The following is a 23,369-nucleotide window of genomic DNA, read 5'->3' on the forward strand; positions in this document are numbered from 1 at the left end:
ATGGAGAGACTGGAGGCGGCGGTGCGCTACGGCGCAGACGCGGTATATCTTGGAGGGAAGGACTACGGCATGAGGGCCGCGCCCGGGAACTTCACCCGGGAGGAGCTGAAAAGGGCGGTGGAGCTCTGCCATGGGTCGGGGGTGCGGGTGTATGTGACCTGCAATACCCTGCCGAGAAACCATGAGCTCAGGGAGCTGCCGGGCTTTCTGGAATACTGCAAAGCAGTGGGCGTGGACGGCCTGATAATCTCGGATTTGGGGGTGCTGGCCCTGGCCCGGGAGCACGCTCCTGGGGTGGAGCTGCATGTGTCCACCCAGACAGGCATTGTCAACTACGCTGCCGCCAAAGCCTGCTATGACCTGGGGGCAAGGCGGGTGGTGCTGGCAAGGGAGGTGCCCCTTGCCGAGATAAGGGAGATTCGGGAGAATATCCCCCCGGACCTGGAGCTTGAGGCCTTTGTACACGGCAGCATGTGCGTCTCCTTTTCGGGCAGGTGCCTGCTGTCAAACTATATGACCGGGCGGGACGCCAACAGGGGCCAGTGCGCCCAGCCCTGCCGGTGGGAGTATTACCTGACTGAGAAAAAGCGCCCCCAGGAGCACTTCACCATCCTGGAGCAGGGGGACGGCACATATATCATGAACTCAAACGACCTGTGCATGATAGAGCATATCCCAAGGCTCATAGAGGCGGGGGTGTGCAGCCTGAAGATAGAGGGCAGGGCAAAATCCGCCTACTATGTGGCCTGCGTCACCGCGGCCTATAGGCGGGCCATAGACTTCTTCTCCCGGCACCCCGGGGAGAGCCTGCCCCCTGAGATACTGGAGGAGACCGGGAAGATAAGCCATAGGGCCTACTCCACAGGCTTCTACTTCGGCGGGGGGCCGGGCCAGACCACGGACCGGGGCCAGTACATCAGGGACTACCAGGTGGCTGCGGTGTGCGCGGGGCGCATGGGGGACTATGTGGTGCTTAGCCAGCGCAACAGGTTCTCCAGGGGCTGCACAGTGGACGTGCTCCAGCCCGGCGGCGCGTTCACAGGGGAGCAGCTCAGTGAGATATATAATGAGGACTGGGAGCCAATCGAGAGCGCCCCCCACGCGGAAATGAGGGTGTACTGGAAGACTGGGCTGCCGGTGGAGGAGGGGGCCTACCTGAGGGTAAGGGCCGGGTGAAGTGCAGAAACCCCTTGCATTCTCCAAAGAGCTGTGGTAAAATATTAGTATTAACAAAAAGGAGGTATCCGTATGGACGGTATAAGTTCACTGGCTTCCATACCCAGCGCCTACGGCGCAGTTGGGGCCATTGAGTCCGGGGACGGCTATGCGCTGAAGGTCACCAAGATGGCTATGGACGACACTCAGCAGCTGGCAATGCAGGAGATTCAGAAAATGCTGCCGCCAAGTCCCTATACCTTCGACGTTTACGCCTAAGGCAGGAAGGGCCCCTTTTGGGGCCCTTTTTCTTTACAGCAAAAGGGAGAGCTCCAGGCTCTCCCTTAAATAGTTGGTTAAATATTGAGCTCCAACCCAAGCCAAGCCTTGGCAAGCTGGGGCCAGACCCGGGCTATCCCGCAGTCGCGCTCAAGCTTTTTTTGGTACTCCGGGTCCGGTGTGCCGGGCGGGGCGAAGAAGCCGTCAAGGGCTCCGGGGGAGACGCCCTCTATCCCGCCGGACTTCAGCTTATCCATGAGGGCCTTGATGGGGGCCATGGTGTAGGTGTCGCCGTGGCTGTTCCGGAGCCAGGCGTCGTTTGCAAGGGAGAGGCCGTGCTGACCGCTTGTGAACACGTGGTGGGCAAAGTCCACCCCCGCCGCTTTACAGGCTCCCGAGAAAAGATAGCTGTTTTCAACCGGCACGCAGTCGTCCTCGGCAGTCTGCCACAGGAAGCAGGGCGGGGCCTTATCTGTCACCTGTGTCTCAAGGCTCATGTAATGAAGGAGCTCCGGGCTGGGCTCACGGCCCAGCAGGGCGTCGAAGGAGCCCCGGTGGGCATACTCCCCGGAGGTTATCACAGGGTAGCTGAGTATGGCGGCGCCGGGCCGGTTGGAGATACCAGCGTACTGGGGGGAGGGGTCCTCCACGTCCTGCCAGTGGACGCATAGGCTGGCGCTGAGGTGCCCCCCTGCCGAGAAGCCGCAGACAGCCAGCTTTTCAGGGTCTATATGAAACGCTCCGGCATTCTTCCTCACATAGCGCACGGCCCTTGAGAGGTCCCATAGGGGCTGCATAAGAAGGGGCTCGATGGTCAGCGGATTCACGGTGTAGGTGAGCACAAAGGCATTATAGCCGGAGTTATAAAACTCCATAGCCACAGGCTCGGCCTCGCTGGGGGCAACGAAGCAGTAGCCGCCGCCGGGGACCACCATCATGGCAGGGTGCAAGGACGGACTGGTATGGATATAGCTGACAATAAAGGGCTCAAACCCTGCCGATAGAGGGTACTTATATTCCCCCGGGGCCCATATAGGGTGAGTTTGCTTTTCCATAGGTGTTTACCCTCACTTCTTCTGCTTAGCAAGCCACTGGAGCAGGGTGACGGCCTCGCAGCCTATTGTCACAGGCTTGCCGTCGTAGCCCAGGGTGCAGTCGTCGTTCAGCATGGGTATCCAGGCAAAATGGCCGATATACTCGAAGGGATTGCCCTCTGCGTCTACAAAGCCCTCGTGGATATCTTTTATATTGTCCCAGAAGGTGAAGTGGACATTTTTCGCCCCGGCGGAGATAAGGCGGTTATAGGTGGGCAGGACAGTCTCCTCGGGCTTCACCACAGGGTCGTTCTTGGCGTGGGTAAACCAGATGGCCTTGTCTTTTATGCTCTGGATATTGCCGTCGGTGATGGTCTCGTCATACAGCGCCTCGCAGACAGGGAAGGCAGCCGCGAAGTAATCGGGGTGGTCTATAAGCATGCGGGTAGTCATGAAGCCGCCGTTGCTGTCGCCGCCGATATATATGCGCTCCCTGTCAATATTCCCGTTGCGGGAGACAAAATCCTCTATGCAGTCCATGAGGGCCTTGCTGTAAATGCTCCTGCCTGTTCGCCCATACTCCCCAGTGCCGTCGTTCATCCAGAAGGTGGGGGTCTGAGGGGCCAGAACGTATGCCCCGCCGAAGAGCTTCTGCACCTTCTCTGAGCTGAGGGCCACCACCTTATTGCCCATATACGCCACAGAGGGGTCCGTGCCGCCCTCACCTGCGCCGTGCAGCCAGATAATAAGGGGCCTGGGGCCGGGCTCAACGGTCTGGGGGATATAATAGCCGTAGTTTAGGGGCTCAGAGGTGCGGGAGGTGTCGTTTATCCAGCCCTCTGAGTCCGGGCAGGAGGAGCCCAGGGGATAGTCGTATGTAAGCCCGGACAGTGCGCTGTCCCGAGCCTCCACAGGCTTGGTCTGGGTGACAGTAAAGCGCATGTTCACAAACACGTTCAGCCCTTTTGGTGCGGAGATACAGGAGGCAAGCTGGTGCAGGGGGCCGTAGGCCAGCTCCAGAGTGACAAAATCCCCGGAGTCCTGGGGCTCTCCTGAGAGGCCCGAGGGGTATGCCTTTGTTACAGGGATATACCCCTGGCTGGGCTCCTTATTGTCCACAGCCATCCAGGACTTGGGAAGCAGCAGCAGCTCCCCCTTCTCGTCCATGCGCTCAACGTACACTGAGAAGCTTCCGGGCTCCACCGCCTTCACAGGGGAGGGCACGGGCAGAATGATTTTTGTGACATAGGGGCCAAAGTCGGTGATACGGGTATGGGTGTAGTAACCTTTGCTCATTATATATGCTCCTTTGCGTGTTTTTTTAATTATATCGCATAGGCCGCCGGGTGTCAAGATATTGGTACTTGCAATCGGTGTGAGAATACGTTTATAATAATATCAAGCATACTGAAAGGGGGAGATTATATGCTTGAAATTATGTCCGGCGCCACCCTCACCCTCCTTATAATCTTCGGGGCAGTTATGCTCCGGGAGCCCAGGAGCCTTTGGAGCGGGGTGCTGTTTTTCATACTGGTGCTGGACCTGGCGGTGTTCTCTGTGGTTATAGCCGCCGTATACAGCAGCTGGCTCTCGGAGCACGAGATAGTCATATGGCTGCTTTTGGCACTGACCCTGATAGCCGGGCTGCTTGTGCTGGCGTTCCCGTTGTTTTTACTGGTGATGTTCATAGTTGAGGGCGTGAAGATAGTGCGCAGGGAGGGCCTTAGCCCCTCGAACCTGCTGTCGCTGATATTCGCGGCCCTATGGTTTGGCTTCATCTTCATCTGGCCTGTGGTGGGCACTATGCAGCAGGGCACACTGGGGCTTATACTTTATGTGATAGTCAGCTTCTCTGCCGTATATATACTGGCGCTGATGGCAATGTTTGTGCTCTCGGCCCTGCTGAACCTTATGCACCTGGGCAGGAGAAGGCGGCTGGACTATATAGTCGTGCTGGGCGCGGGGCTGGACGGCTCCAGGATAACGCCCCTCTTAGCCGCCAGAATCGACCGCGGCATACAGCTTCTCAGATATAACCCCAAAGCGCGGCTTATCCTCTCAGGGGGCCAGGGCCCGGGGGAGGATTTGCCCGAGGGGGAGGCTATGGCGGCATATGCCATAGAGCGCGGGGTTGAGCCCGGGAGAGTGATAATAGAGCGGGAGTCGGTGAACACCGAGGAAAACCTGCGCTTCTCCCGCAGGCTGATGGAGGGCAGGCGCCCCAGGATAGCCATAGTCACCACGGCCTACCATGTGTTCCGCTCGCTGATACTGGCAAAGCACCAGGGCATACGCTGCATAGGCTTCGGGGCCAGGACCAAGTGGTATTTTACCTTAAACGCCGCCCTCAGGGAGTTTGCAGGCTACCTATCCCTCACCAGGAAGAAGCATATTGCCGTGCTGGGGATATTCGCCATGCTAATGCTTATACTGTATGGGCTGACTACAATATAGAGAGGCGTATTTACATGAAATATAAACGTATTGTATGGGACTGGAACGGCACCCTGTTTGACGACGTCCAAGTGTGCATAGACGTGATGAACGGCATGCTGGAAAGGCGTGGGCTAAAGGAGCTCACCCCGGAGCGCTACCGGGAGATATTCACCTTCCCCGTAGAGGATTACTACAAAGCGGCAGGCTGGGACTTTTCCCGGGAGCCCTTTGCAGAGCTGGCGGTGGAGTACATCACCGAATACCTTCGTCGGGCCGCTGGCTGCGGGCTGCGCCGGGGAGCGGCGGAGGTGCTGGAAAAGCTCCGGGAGCGGGGGTATGTCCAGCTGATAGCCTCTGCCTCTGAGGCCGCGGCCCTGACAGAGCAGGTAAGGCGCTGCGGCATTGAGGGGCTCTTTGAGGCGGTGCTGGGCCTTGGCGATGTGTTTGCCGTCACCAAGGAGGGCCTTGCCAGGGAGTACATGAGGGCAGGGGGAATAGCCCCAGAGGAGGTAGTTTTCATTGGGGACACAGCCCACGACTGGCAGGTGGCAAGGGCCATAGGCTGCGACTGTATTCTGATAGAGGGCGGGCATATGAGCCGCCAAAGGCTCAGGGAGACAGGCTGTAAAATTCTCCCGGCACTGGACGGGCTATTGGAAGCGGTATAAAAACACCGGGCGGGGATTTGCTCCCTGTCCGGTATTTTTATAATTATTTATTATAGTTATTTGTCCTTATTATCCTGACCCTGGGCCGCGGCCTGCATGTCACCGGAGTTATCGGCTTTGGTGACCGTCCTGGTGGTGCCGCCGGAGACGTATACCCGCCCGCACTCGGGGCAGATATCTGTGTGCATGGTGACCGTCTGGCTCACCACCTTGCGGCCCTCCTTCTGGGCCTTGGCCTGCTCGTGGGCCACATGCTCCAGCTCATGGCCCCGCACGGCAGCCGGGGCGGCGTCCGCGTCGATATGGGTGGGGGTCTGGAAGGAAACGCTGGAGTCATCGGAGCCGTCCTGGTACTTGCGCTCCTCACAGGTCTGGCAGCGGCCCTCCTCGGCGGCCTGCTGCGCGCCGTCTGCGCCAAGGAGCTCGTCAAGCTCTATGCCGTCGTGCCCGGGAAGCTCCGGGCCGGACTCTGCACCCTCGCCGCCAGGGTACTGCACGCGCATCCGGGCGGCCATCTCGGCTGGGTAGGCCCCGGGCAGCACTGTGCCGGGGACAGACTCCTCATAGCCCTGGGTGAATGGGCTGGGCCCAGAGTAGGCATGCTCCGGGGCGAGCACCCTGCTGCGCCCGGCCTGCTCGGCATGGTACGCGCCGGAGAACAGGGAGGCGCCCAGGTTTACCCTGTTTGGGGCCTCGGAGTATACAGGCAGCGGGGAGCGCACCGGTGTTACCGGGGTCTCGGGGCTTGCCTGCCGCTGGGAGCGCTGGAGGCGGTAATTATATATGCTTGTAATATTCGTACTGGGGTTTAAGGATGAAACCGGGTTTAGCATTTTGAAACACCTCTGTAAGAGTGATATACGTTAGTATTATAACCCATTTTAAGGAAAAGTACAATAGCCCCGGCAAAAAATTTTGATTTTCTATTGACAATCCCGCTTCACTATGATAAAATACGATAAACCGTTGAGAAAGTGTGAGTAGGCAGTCTTGGCACCCTACAGAGAGCGGCGCACAGGTGGAAGCGCTGCGGGCATGAGAGGCTGGATGAATGGGCTTTCGAGGGCAAACCGAAAGTAGCGTATATGAGTAGGGGAGACGGAGAGGCGCTCCGTTATAAAGAGGCGGCGCATAGTGGGGCGGATATGTCCTTGTGCGCGTTTGAGAGGACGCTTTATGTGTTAAGGCGTCAAGCCGGGTGGCACCGCAGGAGTGAGCTTCAGCTGTTATTGAATGTTTTTACCCCTGTCCCAGCAGAAACTTTGCCGGGACGGGGGTTTTTGCGTCCCGGACACTATACCATCTATATGAAAGGATGACGTAAAATGAGCGAGAAGAAAATTCCCTACAAGATTTACCTGGAAGAGAGCGAAATGCCCAGGGCATGGTATAACCTGAGGGCCCATATGAAGAATAAGCCCGCCCCCCTGCTAAACCCCGGAACCCTAAAGCCCATGACGGCAGAGGAGCTCTCGGTGGTGTTCTGCGATGAGCTTGTAAAGCAGGAGATGGACAACGACACCGCCTATTTCGAGATACCTGGTGAGATAAGGGACTTCTACAAGATGTACCGCCCCTCCCCCCTGGTGCGGGCCTACTGCCTGGAGGAGAAGCTGCAGACCCCCGCCAAGATATACTATAAATTTGAGGGAAACAACACCTCGGGCTCCCACAAGCTGAACTCGGCTATCGCCCAGGCCTACTACGCCAAGAACCAGGGGCTTAAGGGCGTAACCACCGAGACCGGCGCGGGACAGTGGGGCACGGCGCTCTCCATGGCCTGCTCCTACCTTGGGCTGGACTGCCGGGTGTACATGGTGAAATGCTCCTACGAGCAGAAGCCCTTCAGGCGTGAGGTAATGAAGGTCTACGGCGCCGATGTGACGCCCTCTCCGTCAGACACCACCAATGTGGGCCGTAAGATACTTGCGGAATACCCCGGCACCGGCGGCTCCTTGGGCTGCGCCATAAGCGAGGCGGTGGAGGTCGCCACCTCCACAGAGGGATACAGGTACGTGCTGGGCTCAGTTTTGAACCAGGTGCTCCTGCACCAGTCCATTATCGGCCTTGAGACCAAGACGGCAATGGACAAGTACGGGATAAAGCCGGATATCATAATAGGCTGCGCCGGCGGCGGCAGCAACCTGGGCGGCCTTATCTCCCCCTTTATGGGCGAGAAGCTCCGGGGGGAGGCCGACTACCGCTTCATTGCAGTTGAGCCCGCCAGCTGTCCCAGCTTCACCAGGGGCGAGTACCGCTACGACTACTGCGACACCGGCATGGTATGCCCCCTGTCGAAGATGTACACCCTGGGCAGCGGCTTTATCCCCAGCTCGGACCATGCGGGGGGCCTCAGGTTCCACGGCATGAGCAGCGTGCTGTCGCAGCTCTACGACGACGGCCTTATGGAGGCTATATCCGTGAAGCAGACCGATGTGTTCAGGGCCGCCGAGGAGTTCGCAAGGGTGGAGGGTATACTGCCCGCCCCGGAGAGCAGCCACGCCATTTTAGCCGCCGTGAACGAGGCCCTCAGGTGCAGGGAGACCGGCGAGGAGAAGACCATCCTGTTTGGGCTTACCGGCACAGGCTACTTTGATTTGATGGCCTATGAGCGTTTCCATAAGGGGGAGATGGTGGACACTATACCCGCCGACGAGGACATCAGGAAGGCCCTTGACAAGCTGCCGAAAGTATAAAATCAGGGTAATTTTCCTAAGATTTTCTTACAATTTTATTAAATCCGAATATCTAGTGGACAAATACCGGCGGGGATACCAAATGCCCGCCGGTTTTCACTGTTTTACAGCAGTTTTTGGGCCCATGGAAGCCCCCTTATCCCTTGAAATAACTGGAATTCCGGCAGAAAAGATTGCAATTTTGTAACCTTTCTGTTATAATTGGCCTCACCGGGGGAGTGTTTTGCCCGGGCGACTTATTTTGGAGGTACAGCTTTACTATGCGAAGACAATGGATACGTCTGCTGACGGCCCTGCTTCTGGCAGTGCTGATAGCCGCGCTTCCCATATGCTCCGCGGCTGCGGAGGGGACGGACTTAAATGCCGGACAGCAGCAGGAAGAAGAGAACGGGCTACAGGACGGCGGAGAGCCCGTGGAGGACATGATAGAAGAGACAGAGGATACGGAGGACATAGAAGACGCCGCGGAACCCGCAGGCCGGGAGCCGGGCGAAGAGGACTCCGGGAGCACTGGCGGAGGTACCGCTAGCGGAGATAACGCCGGCGGGGATACCGGCAGCAGGGATACAGCTGCCGGGGACTCGGATTCGGCCCAGGATATGTTCTCAAAGGCCCTGGCAAAGCTCAGGACCGGGGACCATGAGCCCTATATGTCCGGCACCACGGACGGGCGCTTTAAGCCCGACGCGCCCATCACTCGGCAGGAGGTGGCTCAGGTCATCTATAACCTGCTGGAGGAGAAGCCGGCTGACGCTTCCGCCAGCTTCTCGGACGTCTCAACTACCGGCTGGGCCTATAAGGCCATAGCCGCAATGAGCACCCTTGGAGTAATGAACGGCGACGGCAAGAAGTTCCGCCCCAAGGACAACCTTACCAGGGCTGAGTTCATGGTGGTGCTGAGCAACTGCTTCGACCTCCCCAAGGGGGAGAGCACCTTCCCGGACGTGCCGGAGAGCCACTGGGCTTATGAGGCCATAGCCGCCGTGCAGGGCAAGGGCTGGATAGCAGGCTACAGCGACGGCAGGTTCGGCCCGGACGACGACATAAAGCGCTGCCAGGTGGTAACCGTGCTCAACAGCGCCCTGGAGCGCAGGGACGGCAACTTCGCCGCGGACAGCGATAAGCAGGAGTTTTCAGACGTGCCCAAGTCCCACTGGGCCTTTAAGGAGATAGCCGAGGCCGCTGACCCTGTGGAACAGCTGGAACCGCCGGATGAGCCGGACCCGCCTGCTCCCCCGGAGCCCGGCCAGCTTCCAAGCGGCGTTAAGGTGGGCTCCACCGTGCAGGTCACTTCCGACAATGGGCTGAATGTGCGGGAGGCCCCGGTAGACGGCAGGGTGATAACAGCCGTGCCCGACGGCACCCTGCTGACGGTGACGGACATAAGCCGTGCCCCCTGGCTGGGGATAAAGACCTCCGGCGGCATTTCGGGCTTTGTGCTCGGGGACTATGTAAAGCTCTACACAGGGGGCGGCGGCACGCCCCAGAACGGAAGCCTTTCCGCCAGCAGCCTGAATATGCGCCAGTACATGAGCGCCAGGCTGGATGCCACGGCGGACAAGCAGGTGAGCACCATGAAGTGGAGCAGCTCAGACACGAATGTGGCAAGGGTCGGCTACACCATAAACTATAGCAGCAAAAAGCAGAGCGCCATAGTCTACGCCGGAAGCCCAGGCACGGCGGTGCTTACATACTCAGACGGGGCGGGCAATAAGAAGGCCACATGTACAGTGACGGTCACCTCCCCGGAGCCGGTACGCTTTGCGTACCCCTCGGAGAGTATCGTGCAGAAGGATACAGATTTCCAGCTTCTTGCCATAACCGACGACAGCAGGGACCAGGTGCGCTTTGACATCTCCGGCGGGGCAAGCTATACCACCGACAGCTATGTTTCAGAGAGCAACAGCTCCGAGCACGGCCTGCCGGACAACAGGACCAGGGTGTTTACCCAGACCCTGAAGCTGACGCTCCCGGGAACATATACCGTGAGGGCATATGCCGGGACAGGGGGCCAGTTCTCCACTGAGAACGTGAGCTTTACTGTCCAGGTGAAGGACAGGGTGAGCTATACCGACGCCACAAACGAACCGCGCAGGCTCAGCGCCCGTGGCATAGCGGTTATCAGGGACTTCGAGGGCATTGTCAACGAGGTGGAGGACGACGTGCTTGTTTCAGGCAACCCCACTGTGGGCTGCGGGTATGTTGTGGCAAACGCCAACGACACCTTCTACAATAACCTCACCAACAGAGAGGCCTATGCCATGCTGATTGAAAAGGCCGACGAGGGCGTATACGCCCGGGCGGTTGAGAACTTCCGCAAAAAGCACAACATCAAGATGAGCCAGGCCCAGTTCGACGCCCTTACAAGCTGGGTGTATAATATCGGCACAGGGAACCTGAGCCAGGGGGCAACCGACGCGGCGGACATGATACTGAACATGGTGGTGCCGCCCAGCGTCTCGGCCTCAAAGCCCGCCTCTGGTGTTGTGAACACCAGCTCAAGCACTAATCCGGCGGTGCTTTACGCCACTACCGACAGGTCAGGCAAGAAGGCGGGCGTCATACCTACAGGGGCCTCAATAAAGGTCACCGAGGTGAAGGTGATACGCTCAGCCACAAGGCAGGAGGTATGGTACAAGACAAGCTACGGCGGCAAGACCGGCTGGGTCGGCTCAGGCTATGTTAAGCTCAGCGGCAGCCACCAGATAGATTTGAACTACGCCGACTCCACCTCTCTTGCTACAGAGTTACTGCTGTGGCACATGGCCGGGGGCATAACGCCGGGCCTTGTGTACCGCAGGCTGGACGAATGCAAAATATTCTTCTTTGGCAACTATGACGAGGGCAAGCCATACGGCGTGGAGACGCCTAATTACAGGAAAAACACATACGGGTTTGTATACCCGGAGAGAATTCAGTATCTCGATAAGAGATAGATAATTATTGGGTAATCTAAACATATAATAATATAACTTTAAGTTTATATATTAAGGAGCCTTGAATGTTCAGGGCTCCTTTTTGTTATCTATATTATCACCTAAGGACGGGCCCCGGCATATGATAACGTAGGGCCGAAGTTTGGTTTGGCCCTACCTATTAATCTGAAACTGAGGTGATAATGATGGGCAAGCCTGTTATTCTGGTCAGCTCCGTCACCTACGCCATGAAAGGCCGCGACCTGCTCACAAGGCGGGGTGTCCGGGCCTATGTGGAGCGCATACCCCCCAGCAGCACCACCGGCTGCGGCTACGGAATATATGTGCCCCACGGAGCGGACGAAGCGGAGCGTATACTGACCGAGAACGGCATAAAGATACTGGGGCGCCTGGAGCAGGAGGCGAGGCCATGAATGGCCACATGAATGTCTCCATGAATGGTCCCATGAGTAGCTCCATGAACGGCCCCGTGCACGGCTATGGAAGCACGCAGGTTCGGGGCGGCATGATATATCTGGACAACTCAGCCACCACCTACCCCAAGCCCCAGAGCGTTATCCGGGCCATAGGCGGGGCGGTGACAAGATATGGGGCAAACCCCGGCAGGGGCGGCTTCCCCATGAGCATTGAGACAGGGAGTGCGGTGTACTCCTGCCGGAAGGACGTGGCGGCACTGTTCGGGGCCCCGGGGCCGGAGTGCGTGGTGTTCGGGGCAAACTGCACCGGGGCACTTAACCTGGTGATAAAGGGGACCCTAAAGCCAGGGGACCACGTGGTGGTCTCCGACCTGGAGCATAACGCGGTTATGAGGCCCCTGGAGGCCCTTAAAGAGCGTGGGGTGACCTACTCTGTGGCAGAGGTCACTCCCGAGGACAATGACGCGACCTTAGACGCCTTCAGAAAGGCCATGACCCCGAAGACAAAGCTCCTTGTCTGCACCCAGGCCTCCAATGTCTTCGGGATTCGCGTGCCCGTGGAGCGCCTTGCGGCCCTATGCCACCAGTACGGCGCGAAAATCTGCGTGGACGCCGCCCAGTCCGCCGGGGTAGTGCCTATAAATATTGGCGAGAGCGGAATCGACTATCTCTGCTGCGCGGGGCATAAGGGGCTCTATGGGCCCATGGGCATTGGAATACTTGTGCTCAGGGACCCTCTGGACCGGCTGGGGACCATTATTGAGGGCGGCACCGGCACCCAGTCCAGGAGCCTTATGCAGCCCGACGACCCGCCGGAGCGCTATGAGGCCGGGACCATAAACGTGCCCGGGATAATCGCCCTGCGCTCCGGCGTGGCATTTGTGGCAAAAAAAGGGCAGGAAAATATCTACCGGGAGGAGCTGGGCATGGCCTCCTACCTCCATAGGGGACTCTCAAGGCTTAGGCGGGTGAAGCTTTATACCAATGAGCCCAGGGCCCCCTGGTATGTGCCGGTGGTGTCCTTTAATGTGGAGGGCATGAAAAGCGAGGAGGTGGGGGAGTACCTGGGAAGGAAAAAGATAGCCGTCCGCTGCGGGCTGCACTGCGCCCCCTGCGCCCATATGAAGCTGGGCACTGAGGAGGGCGGCACGGTGCGGGCCTCCGTATCGGTATTTACAAAACGCTGGGAGCTGGACGCACTGATAAGCGCCGTCTCAAGACTTTAGGCAAGTGTGTTTACTATAAGCGCCGGGGAATAGCTGAGCTGTTCTCCCGGCGCTTTCCTTTGTGAAAGAACTGTAAAACTTCAGGGGATTCTATCAAAAACCCCTTTTCTTTGACAGCGGGTTGTGATAAAATAATGGGAGCATACACCCCAGTGGGGAGAAAGCGGGGAAGTAAAAATATGGGAAGCTTTATCGAGACCGTCACCCAGGCCGGGGACACCGTGCTGGACCTGGCCCGCCGGTTCTCCTTTAAGGACGCCATAGACGTGACCATAGTAACCTTTCTGCTGTATGGGCTTATAAAGCTTGTGCGCGACACCAGGGCCGGGCAGCTTGTCAAGGGCATAATACTGCTGGTGGCCCTGTATCTTGTGTCCTTCTACGGCGACCTGATGATGCTCAACGGCATACTTAGGGCGTTTCTCCAGTCCACCGTTATAATGGTCGTGATACTCTTCCAGCCTGAGATACGCAAGGCCCTGGAGCAGGTGGGCCATAGCAAGGCCGTCCAGTCTATTACAAGCAATCTTGGCTCCAGGAGCCGGGACGCTGAAACCGCCGGTACAAAAGAGGCCATTGACGGAGTGGTGGAGGCGGCTGCCATTCTCCAGCAGCTGCGCATGGGGGCGCTGATAGTTTTCGAGCGTCAGACGAAGCTGGGGGAGATAATCTCCACCGGCACCCTTGTGGACGCTGGCCCCTCAGGGCAGCTCATAGCCAACATATTCTTCAATAAGGCCCCTCTGCACGACGGGGGCATGATAATCAGGGACGGGCGTGTCTGCGCGGCAGGGTGCATACTGCCCCTTACGGCAAGCGACAGCGTTTCGGCAGAGCTTGGCACAAGGCATAGGGCGGCTATCGGCATGAGCGAGAACTCCGACGCCGTTGTAGTGGCGGTCTCCGAGGAGACCGGGCAGATATCCATTGCCATAGGTGGCAGGCTCCAGAGAAACTATAACCGGGTGACCCTCTCCGAGACCCTCTGCGCAGAGCTTATCGGTGAGGAGGCCGGTGGCGAGGGCGGCATTTTAGGGAAGCTCGGGCTGGTAAAGGGAAAAAAGAGCGGGAGGTGAAGGCCATATGAACATGAGAAAGAGTAACGAGGAGCAGCCTGCGGGCAGGCAGAAGCGAAAGTTCCGGCTCTCGGGGCTGATATATCACAATAGCTTTGTGCTGGCCTGCTCGTTTTTGGCGGCGCTTATAGGCTGGTTTATCACCGCCGCCGGGAGCAGCGACCTGAACAGGACGGTGTATAACGTGCCCATCCAGTTTACCATGTCCGCAGAGGCCGAGGCCGACGGACTGAGGGTCTGGGGCTCCAGCTACCAGACCGTGGACATAGAGGTCTCCGGCAGCACCATGATAACCTCCAAGCTCACCGCCGAGGATTTTGAGGTGACTGCGGCGCTGAACCCAACCTCTACAAAGCTCACCGGAAACACCACCCAGAAGGCCGCGACCCAGGTGCACGTGGCAAAGAAGTCCACCTATTCCGACTATGAGGTGGTGTCTATAAGCCCGGAGGAGATAACCCTTGAGTACGACCGGTATAAGGAGGTCTCCCTGACCGTTGAGAACGAGATAAGCTTCACCGCGGGCACCGGTTTCTATCCGGGCACGCCGGTGCTCTCTGCAGAGAAGGTGACTATAAGCGGCCCGGAGTCCTCTGTAAACAAGATAAGCCGCGCGGCGGTGGTCTACAGCGTGGACGGGGCACTTCGGGAGAATAAGGAGCTTAGCTGCCCCATACGGCTGTACGGCCAGGATGGGCAGGAGATAGTAGATACTGCGGGGATGTATCTTAGCATGGACGTTGACACCGAGCAGGTGACCGTGCCGGTGTACCCCAAGAAGACCGTGCCGGTGGTTGTAACTATGGCCCACAGGCCCGCCCAGTTCTCCGACAGCCGCATAACCGTTGAGCCGGCGTCCATAGACCTGGCGGGTTCGGCTGAGGCCCTTGGGGCGGTTGCGGAGATACGCATGGACAATGTGATAGACTTTGCGGAGCTGGACCCCAGCAAGCCCTCACAGAGCTTCCAGTTTGAAATTCCCATTCCCCAGAACACCAGGAATATCACCAATAACAGCAGCAACACCGCCATCAGCCAGGTGACGGTCACCATAAACCTTAACGGCTACAAGCAGCAGACGGTCACCGTGCCCGAGAGCAATATCCAGGTGATAAACGGTCCCGGGGGAGACCTTGCAGCCCTGCCAATCGCAAAGACCCTTGAGGTCACCTTGGCAGGCCCAGAGGCCCAGGTGCAGAGGCTCACAGGGGATTCGGTGATGGTGCAGGTGGACATGAGCAATGTGACCGCCGTGACCGGGAACGTGGACGTGCCCGCCACTGTTACCATACCCGGCTCCTCGGGAGAGGCCTGCTGGGTGCTGGGCAGCTATACTATGGCGGTGACTATAGGCAGCGCCGATGAGGTCATGGCCCAGCTTGAGCCCCAGCAAAAGAGCTTTGCGCAGGTGGCAGCCGCGCCGCCCTCGGACTAAGGGGGGAGCCCTATGGATGTGCAGGTAGGGGACCGGCTGCAGATGAAGAAAAACCACCCCTGCGGCAGCAGGGAGTTCCTGGTGCTGCGGGCAGGGATGGACTTTAAGCTGCGGTGCACCGGCTGCGGGCGGGAGGTTATGGTCCCAAGACGGAAGATAGAGAAGAATATCAGGAAGATAATCAGGGAGTAAGCGATGTTTGAGAATTTACAGGTTTTTGAAAACCGCTATGAGGAGCTGTCAGAAAAGCTCTACGACCCCCAGAGTGCCGCCGACCCAGCCGTATTTGCGGCCCTTATGAAGGAGAGCCGGGAGCTAGAGCCCCTGGTGGCGGCATATAGGGAGTATAAGCAGTGCATGGAGGCTGTAAAAGGCGCCAGGGAGCTGCTGGAGTCCTCGGATAAGGAGCTCAGGGAGCTGGCCCAGCAGGAGCTCAGGGAGAATACCGCCCGGGCTGAGGAGCTTTCGGAGGAGATAAAGATTCTGCTTCTTCCGAAGGACCCCAATGACGAAAAGAACGTGATAATGGAGATACGCGGCGGCACCGGCGGCGAGGAGGCGGCCCTGTTCGCCTATGACCTCTACCGCATGTATACCGCCTATGCCGAGGGCAGGGGCTGGCGCACGGAGATAGTCTCCCTTAACGAGACCGAGCTGGGGGGCTTTAAGGAGGTCAGCTTCCTGATAGACGGCGATGGGGCGTACAGCAGGCTGAAGTACGAGAGCGGGGCCCATAGGGTCCAGAGGGTCCCAGAGACCGAGACCCAGGGGCGCATACACACCTCGGCGGCCACGGTAGCCGTGCTGCCAGAGGCCGAGGAGGTGGAGATAGACATAGACCCGAAGGACTTGCAGATAGACACCTTCCGCTCCAGCGGCGCGGGGGGCCAGCATATAAACAAGACCTCCTCAGCCATACGCATTACCCACCTGCCCACGGGCATGGTGGTGGAGTGCCAGGACGAGAGGAGCCAGTACAAGAATAAAGATAAAGCCATGAAGGTTTTAAGGGCCAGGCTTCTGAGCAAGGAGCAGGAGAAGCAGAGCTCCCAGGTGGCACAGGAGCGCCGCCTGCAGGTGGGCAGCGGGGACCGCTCTGAGCGTATCCGCACCTATAACTTTCCCCAATCCAGGGTGACGGACCACAGGATTGGCCTCACCCTGTACAAGCTGGAGGAGGTTTTAGCTGGAGGCCTTGACGAGCTTATTGACGCCCTCATAGCCGCCGACAGGGCCGAAAAGCTCTCGGAGAGCATGTCATGATAACAGAGATTCTGGACAGCTCACCCAAGGGGATAGCCAGGGCAGGGGAGCTGCTGCGGGCCGGGGGCCTTGTGGCTATACCCACGGAGACCGTCTACGGCCTTGCGGCAAACGCCCTGGATGCCGCCGCCGTAAGAAAGATATTTCAGGCTAAGGGCCGTCCGGGGGATAACCCGCTGATAGTGCATATTACAGAGGCAGGCCAGTGGGCCCCGCTGGTGAGCTCCCTGCCCAAAAAGGCCATAGAGCTTGCAGAAAGATTTTGGCCCGGGCCCCTGACAATAATACTGCCGAAGTCGGAGCAGGTGCCCTATGAGACCAGCGGCGGGCTTGACACCGTAGCCGTGCGCTGCCCCTCACACCCGGCGGCGCGGGCGGTGATAGAGGCAGCGGGAGTGCCGCTGGCTGCGCCCTCTGCCAACCTGTCCGGACGCCCCAGCCCGACAACCTTCGCCCATACCCGCGCATACCTTGAGGGCCGGGTGGACGCTTTGCTGAACGGTGGCAGCTGCCGGGTAGGGGTGGAGTCCACGGTGGTCTCCCTCTGCGGGGATGTGCCCAGGCTTTTAAGGCCCGGAGGGGTCACAGCGGCAGAGCTCAGGGAGGTGCTGGGAAGCCTTGAGGTGGACCCGGCTGTAACAGGTGGGCTTCGCCCAGGAGAGCGGGCGGAATCCCCGGGAATGAAGTATAAGCACTACGCACCCAGGGCCAGGATTGAGATAGTAGACGGCTCCCCTGAGGAGTTTATAGAGTATGTAAACAGCCTGGGGAATACGCCGGGGACCTGCGCCCTGTGCTTTGACGAGACCGAGAAATATGTGAAAATTCCTGCCGTTACCTATGGCTCCCGCTATGACAGGGCGGCCCAGGCAAGGGAGCTCTTTGAGGCCCTACACCGTCTGGACGGGCTGGGGGCGCATAGGGCCCTGGCTCAGATGCCGGGCAGGGCAGGGGTAGGGCTGGCGGTGTATAACCGGCTTATGAGGGCGGCGGCCTTCCAGGTCACAACCCTGCCGGGCCCTATGGTCGTGGGGCTTACAGGCTCCAGCGGCGCGGGGAAGTCAACTGCTGCCGAAGGTCTTGTGAGGCGGGGATTCCGGCTCATAGACTGCGACAGGCTCACCCGCCGGGAGGATGTGTACGACAGTGAGTGTATAGAGGCCCTGGCCCGGGCCTTCGGGCAGGACGTCGCCCCTGGGGGGAGGCTTGACCGCCGGAAGCTGGCGGGGCGTGCTTTCAGGGACGCCGGAAGCGTGAAACTCCTGGGGGAGCTCACATTCCCCGCGATAACCCGGGCGGTCCGGCGGGAGCTCTGTGGGATGGACGGCCCGGTGCTTCTGGACGCGCCGACACTTTTCGAGTCGGGCCTTGACAGTATCTGCCGGAGGATTCTGGCTGTCACCGCCCCGGAGGAAGTGCGCATAAGGCGGGTCATGGCTCGGGATGGCCTGGACGAGGCAGAGGCCCTGGCAAGGTTTAGCGCTCAGCACCCGGAGGAATACTATATACAGCGGGCAGACCTGGCTGTAGACAATGGGGGGGACGTTGTTATGGATACGGAGCTTGATAGGATATGTGCTGAGCTGAAAGGAGACTGCCGATGAAAAAACGTACCTGGGTGCTGGCGGCGGTACTGGCTGTGCTGGTGCTGCTGGCAGCGGCCCTGATACTGAACGGCCCGAAAATAAGCGGCTGGGTGCTGCGGCAGATGTACCCCCGGCGTTTTTCCGGCACAGTGAGCCGGGAGGCGGAGGAGTTTGCCCTGCCGGAGGGGCTTATCTACGCCGTAATAAGGTCCGAGAGCGGCTTCGACCCGAAGGCCAGCTCCCACGCCGGGGCGAAGGGCCTGATGCAACTTACCGACGAGACCTTCCGCTGGATGGCAGAAGAGCACCCGCCGGAAAACGGCGGCGGGGACAGCTATAATGTTGAGGACAACGTGCACTGCGGCTGTGCCCTTCTCCGGCGGCTTCTGGACCACTACAGCTATCCCGAGGTGGCCCTGGCCGCCTATAATGCAGGCATGGGCAATGTAGACCACTGGCTATTGGACCCCGAGCACTCAGGGGACGGGGAGACCCTCAGGAGCATCCCCTTCCCCGAGACCTCGGCCTATGTGAAAAAGGTCATGAAAAGCTGGAAGGTCTATGAGAAGCTGTACCCGGATAAAAGAGGCTGAGTCTTAGTCAAGGGGTTCAGCTAGCTGAAGGACGTCCTGGGCGGCTGTCTCCTGGGACTTTGGGGCTAGCTGTCTCATCAGCCGCATGAGCCCGATAATAAGGCTGGCAGAGCCCAGGGACTGCTCGCAGGAATCCCCGGCGCTCATGGACTGCCGCCAAAAGCCCATAAGCCCCCAGACCGAGAGCAGCGTAGCGGAGAGCTGAAGCTGCCTTATATCATCCCCAAGGGACCCATCCCTCAGCAGGCGGCAGCGCTCCAGCTCCAGTGAGCGCAGCTGCATACCCACCCCCAGAAGTATCGCCCTCAATAGGCGCTCCGACTCCTCCAAAAGCCCCAGCGCCTCTGTGTCGGCATGTGGCAAATCTTGTCCCCCCTTCCCAAAGCAGGCGTTTTCCCCAGGATATGCCCGCCCGGAGAAAATTGTGCCGGTAAACGAAGATTTGGCTTGACGGAAGGGGAAAAAGGGTGTATAATAAAGCGTACCCGCATCGGCGGGCGAATGCTGGATTAGCTCATTCGGTAGAGCACATCACTCGTAATGATGAGGTGGTCGGTTCGATTCCGACATCCAGCTCCAAAACAGAAGCTCCCCCGAGGCTCAAGCCTTCGGGGGAGCTTTACTATCCCTGCCTTTTCCTGCTCTCACTCCGAGCCCTCCTGAGCGCCCGCCTCTCAGCGGCAATCTGCGCCCAGCAGTCCCCGCAGTACACCAGCGTCTCCCGGGCTGGCTGGAAGCCCACCCGGGCCTCCTTACCGCAGGCGGCGCAGATACCGGAGAAGACCTGGCCTGTTTTGCGCAGGCGGGAGGCCCGGCGGCAGTCCTTGCAGCGACGAGGGCTGCCGTAGCCCTTGTGGGCATAGAAATCCTGCTCCTCGGGGGTGAACAGGAAGTTCCTGCCGCATTCACGGCATTTCAGAAATTTTTCGCTCTTCATTTTCAGCCTCCTGCCTTTGCACTGCGGCGAAGCTTTGTGCGGATTCTATATAGAGTGTTGTCGAAAACCTTCACGTTTATTCCGGCCCGCTCCTGGGCCTCGGAGCGCTTGCAGCCGCCAAGATAGAGCCGCAGCACACGGCGCTCCAGGGGGGAGAGGTCGAGGCCTCCCCACATATTGTCGAACTGCTCGCGCATCTCCACAAGGTCCTGGGGGCTAAGGGAGCGTTCAGGCAGGTCACCCGCCTCGGTGAGGGGCAGGGCCTGGTTGAGTGTGCGGTTGCCGGCGGTGTTGCTGCTGCGCACGGCGGTTACCATCTGGTTGTACACGCAGGCCCCGGCATAGGTGCCAAAGGAGCTCTTGCCCATATACCCCAGGGCGGCGGCATACAGCCCCAAGAAGCCCTCCTGCAGAAGGTCGTCGGGCTCGGGGACAGAGGGCCCGCTGAAAAGGGCGGCTTTATTCCGCAGCAGGCCGATATAGCGGGAGGAGAGCTCCACAAAGGCCTGGGGGTCCCCGCCGCGCACAAGCTCCGTCAGCCTGCTGTCGCTGAGGGAGCCGTAATCATGGCTCATAGTATCACCTCACATAGTAGGGCCTAAAAAACATGGCTGTTGGGGTGGCGGCGGACGTCTGTGGGCAGAAGGGAGTAGAGGGAGAGGTCCACGATACCCTTGTCGGGCCAGAAAAATCCCTCCCGGATGGTGCCCTCCTTCTTGAACCCGCAGCGCTCCAAAACCAGCACGCCCCTATAGTTGGCGGGCTGCACATAGGCCTGTATCCGGTGGACGCCCACGTTGTCCATCAGGTACTCCACCGCCGCCCGGAGAGCGCCGGTGGCATAGCTCTGGCCGGTATACTTCCGGGCCAGGGTAAAGCGCACGGTGACGCTCTCTATCTGAGGGTCCACATTGTATATCTCAAATATCCCGCCCAGGGGATTGCCCCCGCCGCAGGGGTATATGCCCAGGACTATGGCAACCCGGTCCCGGAACATGGCCTCATACCGGGCCATGCGCCCCTCGCAGAGCACGGGGGAGGGCAGGGGGGCAGTTGGGGCGTACCGGAAATTCTCCTCATCGCCCAGCACCTCCCACAGTGCCTCGGCGTCCATGTCGGTCATGCGGGAGAGGGTCACGTTCTGCCCGGTGATAAAGGGGAAGCTGGAGAAAAGCAGGGATGTGTTCATAGGTCCAAAAGCTCCAAAAGTCCGGCGGGCCTGTCCACAGAGGGGAAGCCCTCGACGTTTCCAAAGCCGTAGGCGGCGAAGATAAAGGGCACGCCCGCCGACTCAGCCGCCGCCTGGTCCATGGCGGTGTCACCCACATAGACCGGGGCCTTAAAGCTGTTGCGCTCAGAGATGAGCCTGATATTTTCACCCTTCTGCAGCCCGGTACGGCCTATGCACTCCCAGTCCGCAAAGTATTTCTCAAGGCCGTGGGCCTCAAAAAATGTAGGGATATAGCCGGGCCCGCAGTTACTGACTATAGCCAGGGGGAATTTCTTAGAGAGGGCGCGAAGGGTCTCCTCAAGGCCCTCATAGAGAATGCCGCCGTGCTGCCGGAGATAGTCGTCCTCAATTATACAGAGCCTGTCGAACAGCTCGGCTCCACGCTGGTCTGAAAGGTGGGGGAAGAGCTTGTGCATAAGCTCTACGGAGGTCATGCCCATTATCCCGGCGATATCGGCCTGGGTGAGCTCACGCCTTGCGTCGGGCTCGTCTATAAGCGCCTGCTGCCAGACTTTTGCAAGGGCGGTGGTGGTGTCCCATAGCGTGCCGTCCAAATCAAACAGGACGCTGTCGCATTTTATCATAACAGATTCTCCTTTTCCAGGTATGCCCTTGTGTATGGGCATACCTCAATACATTTTCCGCACAGTGTTATCTTTTCCCCGATACGTTCCATGGCAAGGGCCCGGGCGGCTCTCCGGCAGGCCTTTACGTCCACAAGCTTCTCCCGGGGCGTGCCCACGTCCCAGAGAGCCCCTTGTATGGCCCTGCCGGGGCAGGCTTCCGTACAGGCGGTGCAGCTGCCGCAGCCGGAGGTATTTACGGGCTCGGCTATACAGTCAAACCGGGCGTCCGTGAGCACCGAGCTCAGGCGCACCGCCGGGCCGTACTCCCTTGTTACCAGCAGCGCCGACTTGCCTATCCAGCCGAGCCCCGCCCTGGTAGCGCAGGTCTTGTGTGGCATGGGGGTGCGGAAGCCCGAAGACTCCGCCACTGCAGTAGTGGTCTGTGCCATGGCCCGGAAGCCCTGCCGGGTGAGGTACTGCGCTGTGAGCTCAGCCAGTGAGTCCAGCTTGTTGTTTAGGGCACGGTACTGTTCAAAATAGTCCCTGGTGGGGCCAAGCCCTATTCCGTACACAACATCTGCCGGGATTTTAACTGCCAGGGCCACGCAGGAGGTATAGCCACCGTATTGAAGCACGGAGATATCACCGAAGCCCACAAGGGAGGCACCCCCATTATATAGCAGCTCTTTGAGCTCTGAGGTCGCTATCATGTGTGCCCCTCCCCGATAAAGTCGAATGGCACCTGTTGGTATACATAGTAATTCAGCCAGTTCGACACCAGCAGGTGGGCGTTGCTGCGCCAGGTGAAGGCAGGGGTTTTTGTGGGGTCGTCCCCGGGGAAATAGTGGTAGGGGACACTAGGCTCAAGGCCGCGGTTCACATCCCTGAAGTATTCCTTAGCCAGGGTATCCCTGTCATACTCGGCGTGGCCTGTGATGAAAATACGCCGCCCGCCCTTCTCGGCAACTATATGAAGTCCGGCTATATCGGACTCCGACAGGGGCAGCAGCTCCTTATGGGCCTGTACGTCGGAGAGGTACACGGTTGTATAGCGGGAGTGCGGGGCAAAATAGTTGTCGTCAAAGCCGCGCATAAGGGGATGGTACGGATTTAGGACCCTATGGTTGTATATGCCGCTGAGCTTCTCATCAAGGGGGTGCTTGTCAATGCCGTAGTGATAGTAGAGCCCCGCCTGGGCGCCCCAGCATATATAGAGGGTAGAGTAGACATTGGTCTTGGTCCAGTCCATTATCCGGCACATCTCGGGCCAGTAGTCCACCTCCTCAAAGGGCAGCTTCTCAACAGGCGCGCCGGTGATTATCAGCCCGTCGAAGCGCTGGGATTTTACCTGCTCGAAAGTCTTATAATACTTATGTAAGTAAGAGGAGCTGGTGTTCTTGCTTATATGGCTGGCGGGATGCAGCAGCTCCACGTCAACCTGAAGGGGCGTGTTGCCCAGCAGCCGCAGGAGCTGGGTCTCGGTCTCGGTCTTTGTGGGCATAAGGTTCAGAATAGCTATCTTCAGGGGCCGGATGTCCTGGCCCGCCGCCCGGTCGTAGGTCATAACAAAGATGTTCTCGGCCTCAAGGACTTCAATAGCGGGCAGGTCGGCCTGTATGCGTATGGGCATGGGGTTGACCTCACAGTAAAAGATTTGCCGGAATCCCGCGAAAAACCCTTGACAAATGGGGATTCGGCAGATATAATACATTATAGCACACAAGCCGCCGGATGTACAGCATCCAAGCTTCAAAAAAGTTTTTTCAAAAAATTTGAAAAAAGGTGTTGACAAAAGGGGATGAGTGTGGTAAGATAGTCAAGCGCTCGAGAGAGCGG

At 59.0% G+C, this 23,369-nt stretch carries 24 protein-coding genes and 1 tRNA gene; 15 read left to right on the forward strand and 10 right to left on the reverse strand.

Annotated elements, in window-relative coordinates:
* Together D5270_RS09065 and D5270_RS09070 are read left to right on the forward strand one after the other, a co-directional pair.
* Positions 1-1,176 carry a peptidase U32 family protein gene (locus D5270_RS09065; RefSeq protein WP_243150291.1) on the forward strand — a complete coding sequence of 392 codons (1,176 nt, stop codon included), beginning with the start codon at positions 1-3 and terminating at the stop codon, positions 1,174-1,176.
* 72 nt (positions 1,177-1,248) lie between these two features.
* Positions 1,249-1,434 carry a putative motility protein gene (locus D5270_RS09070; RefSeq protein ID WP_166543794.1) on the forward strand — a complete coding sequence of 62 codons (186 nt, stop codon included), beginning with the start codon at positions 1,249-1,251 and terminating at the stop codon, positions 1,432-1,434.
* 77 nt (positions 1,435-1,511) lie between these two features.
* Here D5270_RS09070 and D5270_RS09075 read toward each other — a convergent pair whose 3' ends face one another.
* Together D5270_RS09075 and D5270_RS09080 are read right to left on the reverse strand one after the other, a co-directional pair.
* Complete coding sequence (locus D5270_RS09075; protein ID WP_166543795.1) at positions 1,512-2,489, reverse strand: alpha/beta hydrolase; 978 nt, start codon at positions 2,487-2,489, stop codon at positions 1,512-1,514.
* A 12-nt stretch (positions 2,490-2,501) separates the two neighbouring features.
* Positions 2,502-3,764 (reverse strand): prolyl oligopeptidase family serine peptidase, encoded by a 1,263-nt coding sequence (locus D5270_RS09080; RefSeq protein ID WP_166543796.1) that lies wholly within the window; start codon positions 3,762-3,764, stop codon positions 2,502-2,504.
* A gap of 129 nt (positions 3,765-3,893) precedes the next feature.
* Here D5270_RS09080 and D5270_RS09085 point away from each other — a divergent pair, with 129 nt between their 5' ends.
* Both D5270_RS09085 and D5270_RS09090 read left to right on the forward strand, forming a co-directional pair.
* On the forward strand, positions 3,894-4,922 hold the full coding sequence (locus D5270_RS09085; protein ID WP_166543797.1) for a YdcF family protein: 1,029 nt from the start codon (positions 3,894-3,896) through the stop codon (positions 4,920-4,922).
* 14 nt (positions 4,923-4,936) lie between these two features.
* Positions 4,937-5,572, forward strand: a complete 636-nt coding sequence (locus D5270_RS09090) for an HAD family hydrolase (protein ID WP_166543798.1) — start codon at positions 4,937-4,939, stop codon at positions 5,570-5,572.
* 56 nt (positions 5,573-5,628) lie between these two features.
* On the opposite strand, the gene D5270_RS09095 is transcribed toward D5270_RS09090, so the two are convergent.
* Positions 5,629-6,405, reverse strand: coding sequence for a hypothetical protein (locus D5270_RS09095; protein WP_166543799.1), 777 nt, complete (start codon positions 6,403-6,405; stop codon positions 5,629-5,631).
* A gap of 492 nt (positions 6,406-6,897) precedes the next feature.
* On the opposite strand from D5270_RS09095, the gene D5270_RS09100 reads away from it, so the two are divergent.
* From D5270_RS09100 to D5270_RS09145, 10 genes are all read left to right on the forward strand, one after another.
* Positions 6,898-8,268 (forward strand): TrpB-like pyridoxal phosphate-dependent enzyme, encoded by a 1,371-nt coding sequence (locus D5270_RS09100; protein WP_161474162.1) that lies wholly within the window; start codon positions 6,898-6,900, stop codon positions 8,266-8,268.
* A gap of 260 nt (positions 8,269-8,528) precedes the next feature.
* The gene (locus D5270_RS09105; protein ID WP_166543800.1) at positions 8,529-11,204 is read left to right on the forward strand and encodes an S-layer homology domain-containing protein; all 2,676 of its coding nucleotides are present in this window, start codon (positions 8,529-8,531) and stop codon (positions 11,202-11,204) included.
* A 182-nt stretch (positions 11,205-11,386) separates the two neighbouring features.
* Positions 11,387-11,617, forward strand: coding sequence for a DUF3343 domain-containing protein (locus D5270_RS09110; RefSeq protein WP_243150292.1), 231 nt, complete (start codon positions 11,387-11,389; stop codon positions 11,615-11,617).
* A complete protein-coding gene (locus tag D5270_RS09115; protein WP_243150293.1) occupies positions 11,614-12,846 on the forward strand; it encodes an aminotransferase class V-fold PLP-dependent enzyme in 1,233 nt (410 codons plus the stop codon). The genes D5270_RS09110 and D5270_RS09115 overlap by 4 nt, the downstream gene beginning before the upstream one ends.
* 179 nt (positions 12,847-13,025) lie before the next feature.
* Positions 13,026-13,922, forward strand: coding sequence for a diadenylate cyclase CdaA (cdaA, locus tag D5270_RS09120; RefSeq protein WP_166543801.1), 897 nt, complete (start codon positions 13,026-13,028; stop codon positions 13,920-13,922).
* Positions 13,923-13,929: 7 nt separating this feature from the next.
* A complete protein-coding gene (locus D5270_RS09125) occupies positions 13,930-15,357 on the forward strand; it encodes a CdaR family protein (RefSeq protein ID WP_166543802.1) in 1,428 nt (475 codons plus the stop codon).
* 12 nt (positions 15,358-15,369) lie between these two features.
* Positions 15,370-15,549: a DUF951 domain-containing protein gene (locus D5270_RS09130; protein WP_166543803.1), complete on the forward strand. Its 180-nt coding sequence runs from the start codon at positions 15,370-15,372 to the stop codon at positions 15,547-15,549.
* A gap of 3 nt (positions 15,550-15,552) precedes the next feature.
* Positions 15,553-16,620, forward strand: coding sequence for a peptide chain release factor 1 (gene prfA / locus D5270_RS09135; protein WP_166543804.1), 1,068 nt, complete (start codon positions 15,553-15,555; stop codon positions 16,618-16,620).
* Positions 16,617-18,224, forward strand: a complete 1,608-nt coding sequence (locus D5270_RS17120; RefSeq protein ID WP_166543805.1) for an L-threonylcarbamoyladenylate synthase — start codon at positions 16,617-16,619, stop codon at positions 18,222-18,224. The genes prfA and D5270_RS17120 overlap by 4 nt, the downstream gene beginning before the upstream one ends.
* A complete protein-coding gene (locus D5270_RS09145; protein ID WP_166543806.1) occupies positions 18,221-18,799 on the forward strand; it encodes a lytic transglycosylase domain-containing protein in 579 nt (192 codons plus the stop codon). The genes D5270_RS17120 and D5270_RS09145 overlap by 4 nt, the downstream gene beginning before the upstream one ends.
* A 3-nt stretch (positions 18,800-18,802) precedes the next feature.
* Here the strand turns inward: D5270_RS09145 and D5270_RS09150 are convergent, their stop codons facing one another.
* Entirely contained in the window at positions 18,803-19,162 is a 360-nt protein-coding gene (locus D5270_RS09150; RefSeq protein WP_166543807.1) for a hypothetical protein, read from the reverse strand.
* Between the two features lie 140 nt (positions 19,163-19,302).
* On the opposite strand from D5270_RS09150, the gene D5270_RS09155 reads away from it, so the two are divergent.
* Positions 19,303-19,378: transfer RNA gene (locus D5270_RS09155), tRNA-Thr, on the forward strand.
* 43 nt (positions 19,379-19,421) lie between these two features.
* Here the strand turns inward: D5270_RS09155 and D5270_RS09160 are convergent.
* The 6 genes from D5270_RS09160 to metA are packed head-to-tail and all read right to left on the reverse strand — an operon-like array spanning position 19,422 to position 23,163.
* On the reverse strand, positions 19,422-19,736 hold the full coding sequence (locus D5270_RS09160; RefSeq protein ID WP_166543808.1) for a zinc-ribbon domain containing protein: 315 nt from the start codon (positions 19,734-19,736) through the stop codon (positions 19,422-19,424).
* A 2-nt stretch (positions 19,737-19,738) separates the two neighbouring features.
* On the reverse strand, positions 19,739-20,311 hold the full coding sequence (locus D5270_RS09165; protein WP_166543809.1) for a sigma-70 family RNA polymerase sigma factor: 573 nt from the start codon (positions 20,309-20,311) through the stop codon (positions 19,739-19,741).
* 23 nt (positions 20,312-20,334) lie between these two features.
* Positions 20,335-20,925 (reverse strand): GNAT family N-acetyltransferase, encoded by a 591-nt coding sequence (locus D5270_RS09170; RefSeq protein WP_161474173.1) that lies wholly within the window; start codon positions 20,923-20,925, stop codon positions 20,335-20,337.
* Positions 20,922-21,551 (reverse strand): HAD family hydrolase, encoded by a 630-nt coding sequence (locus tag D5270_RS09175; RefSeq protein ID WP_166543810.1) that lies wholly within the window; start codon positions 21,549-21,551, stop codon positions 20,922-20,924. The genes D5270_RS09170 and D5270_RS09175 overlap by 4 nt, the downstream gene beginning before the upstream one ends.
* Entirely contained in the window at positions 21,548-22,243 is a 696-nt protein-coding gene (locus D5270_RS09180; RefSeq protein WP_166543811.1) for an epoxyqueuosine reductase, read from the reverse strand. Before D5270_RS09180 ends, D5270_RS09175 begins: the two co-directional genes overlap by 4 nt.
* Positions 22,240-23,163, reverse strand: coding sequence for a homoserine O-acetyltransferase MetA (gene metA, locus D5270_RS09185; RefSeq protein WP_166543812.1), 924 nt, complete (start codon positions 23,161-23,163; stop codon positions 22,240-22,242). Before metA ends, D5270_RS09180 begins: the two co-directional genes overlap by 4 nt.
* Positions 23,164-23,369: the final 206 nt, after the last annotated feature.

It is taken from the genome of Acutalibacter sp. 1XD8-36, assembly GCF_009917525.1.
In the GTDB taxonomy this organism is placed as follows: domain Bacteria; phylum Bacillota; class Clostridia; order Oscillospirales; family Acutalibacteraceae; genus Acutalibacter.

What these genes read in the sequence shown, in the direction of transcription:
- D5270_RS09075 (WP_166543795.1), bottom strand. Translation starts at nt 2,489, where the DNA reads ATGGAAAAGCAAACTCACCCTATATGGGCCCCGGGGGAATATAAGTAC.
- D5270_RS09105 (WP_166543800.1), top strand. Translation starts at nt 8,529, where the DNA reads ATGCGAAGACAATGGATACGTCTGCTGACGGCCCTGCTTCTGGCAGTG.
- D5270_RS09170 (WP_161474173.1), bottom strand. Translation starts at nt 20,925, where the DNA reads ATGAACACATCCCTGCTTTTCTCCAGCTTCCCCTTTATCACCGGGCAG.
- metA (WP_166543812.1), bottom strand. Translation starts at nt 23,163, where the DNA reads ATGCCCATACGCATACAGGCCGACCTGCCCGCTATTGAAGTCCTTGAG.
- D5270_RS09110 (WP_243150292.1), top strand. Translation starts at nt 11,387, where the DNA reads ATGATGGGCAAGCCTGTTATTCTGGTCAGCTCCGTCACCTACGCCATG.
- D5270_RS09070 (WP_166543794.1), top strand. Translation starts at nt 1,249, where the DNA reads ATGGACGGTATAAGTTCACTGGCTTCCATACCCAGCGCCTACGGCGCA.
- D5270_RS09175 (WP_166543810.1), bottom strand. Translation starts at nt 21,551, where the DNA reads ATGATAAAATGCGACAGCGTCCTGTTTGATTTGGACGGCACGCTATGG.
- D5270_RS09115 (WP_243150293.1), top strand. Translation starts at nt 11,614, where the DNA reads ATGAATGGCCACATGAATGTCTCCATGAATGGTCCCATGAGTAGCTCC.
- D5270_RS09160 (WP_166543808.1), bottom strand. Translation starts at nt 19,736, where the DNA reads ATGAAGAGCGAAAAATTTCTGAAATGCCGTGAATGCGGCAGGAACTTC.
- D5270_RS09065 (WP_243150291.1), top strand. Translation starts at nt 1, where the DNA reads ATGGAGAGACTGGAGGCGGCGGTGCGCTACGGCGCAGACGCGGTATAT.
- prfA (WP_166543804.1), top strand. Translation starts at nt 15,553, where the DNA reads ATGTTTGAGAATTTACAGGTTTTTGAAAACCGCTATGAGGAGCTGTCA.
- D5270_RS09180 (WP_166543811.1), bottom strand. Translation starts at nt 22,243, where the DNA reads ATGATAGCGACCTCAGAGCTCAAAGAGCTGCTATATAATGGGGGTGCC.
- D5270_RS09100 (WP_161474162.1), top strand. Translation starts at nt 6,898, where the DNA reads ATGAGCGAGAAGAAAATTCCCTACAAGATTTACCTGGAAGAGAGCGAA.
- cdaA (WP_166543801.1), top strand. Translation starts at nt 13,026, where the DNA reads ATGGGAAGCTTTATCGAGACCGTCACCCAGGCCGGGGACACCGTGCTG.
- D5270_RS09130 (WP_166543803.1), top strand. Translation starts at nt 15,370, where the DNA reads ATGGATGTGCAGGTAGGGGACCGGCTGCAGATGAAGAAAAACCACCCC.
- D5270_RS09165 (WP_166543809.1), bottom strand. Translation starts at nt 20,311, where the DNA reads ATGAGCCATGATTACGGCTCCCTCAGCGACAGCAGGCTGACGGAGCTT.
- D5270_RS09145 (WP_166543806.1), top strand. Translation starts at nt 18,221, where the DNA reads ATGAAAAAACGTACCTGGGTGCTGGCGGCGGTACTGGCTGTGCTGGTG.
- D5270_RS17120 (WP_166543805.1), top strand. Translation starts at nt 16,617, where the DNA reads ATGATAACAGAGATTCTGGACAGCTCACCCAAGGGGATAGCCAGGGCA.
- D5270_RS09090 (WP_166543798.1), top strand. Translation starts at nt 4,937, where the DNA reads ATGAAATATAAACGTATTGTATGGGACTGGAACGGCACCCTGTTTGAC.
- D5270_RS09085 (WP_166543797.1), top strand. Translation starts at nt 3,894, where the DNA reads ATGCTTGAAATTATGTCCGGCGCCACCCTCACCCTCCTTATAATCTTC.
- D5270_RS09095 (WP_166543799.1), bottom strand. Translation starts at nt 6,405, where the DNA reads ATGCTAAACCCGGTTTCATCCTTAAACCCCAGTACGAATATTACAAGC.
- D5270_RS09125 (WP_166543802.1), top strand. Translation starts at nt 13,930, where the DNA reads ATGAACATGAGAAAGAGTAACGAGGAGCAGCCTGCGGGCAGGCAGAAG.
- D5270_RS09080 (WP_166543796.1), bottom strand. Translation starts at nt 3,764, where the DNA reads ATGAGCAAAGGTTACTACACCCATACCCGTATCACCGACTTTGGCCCC.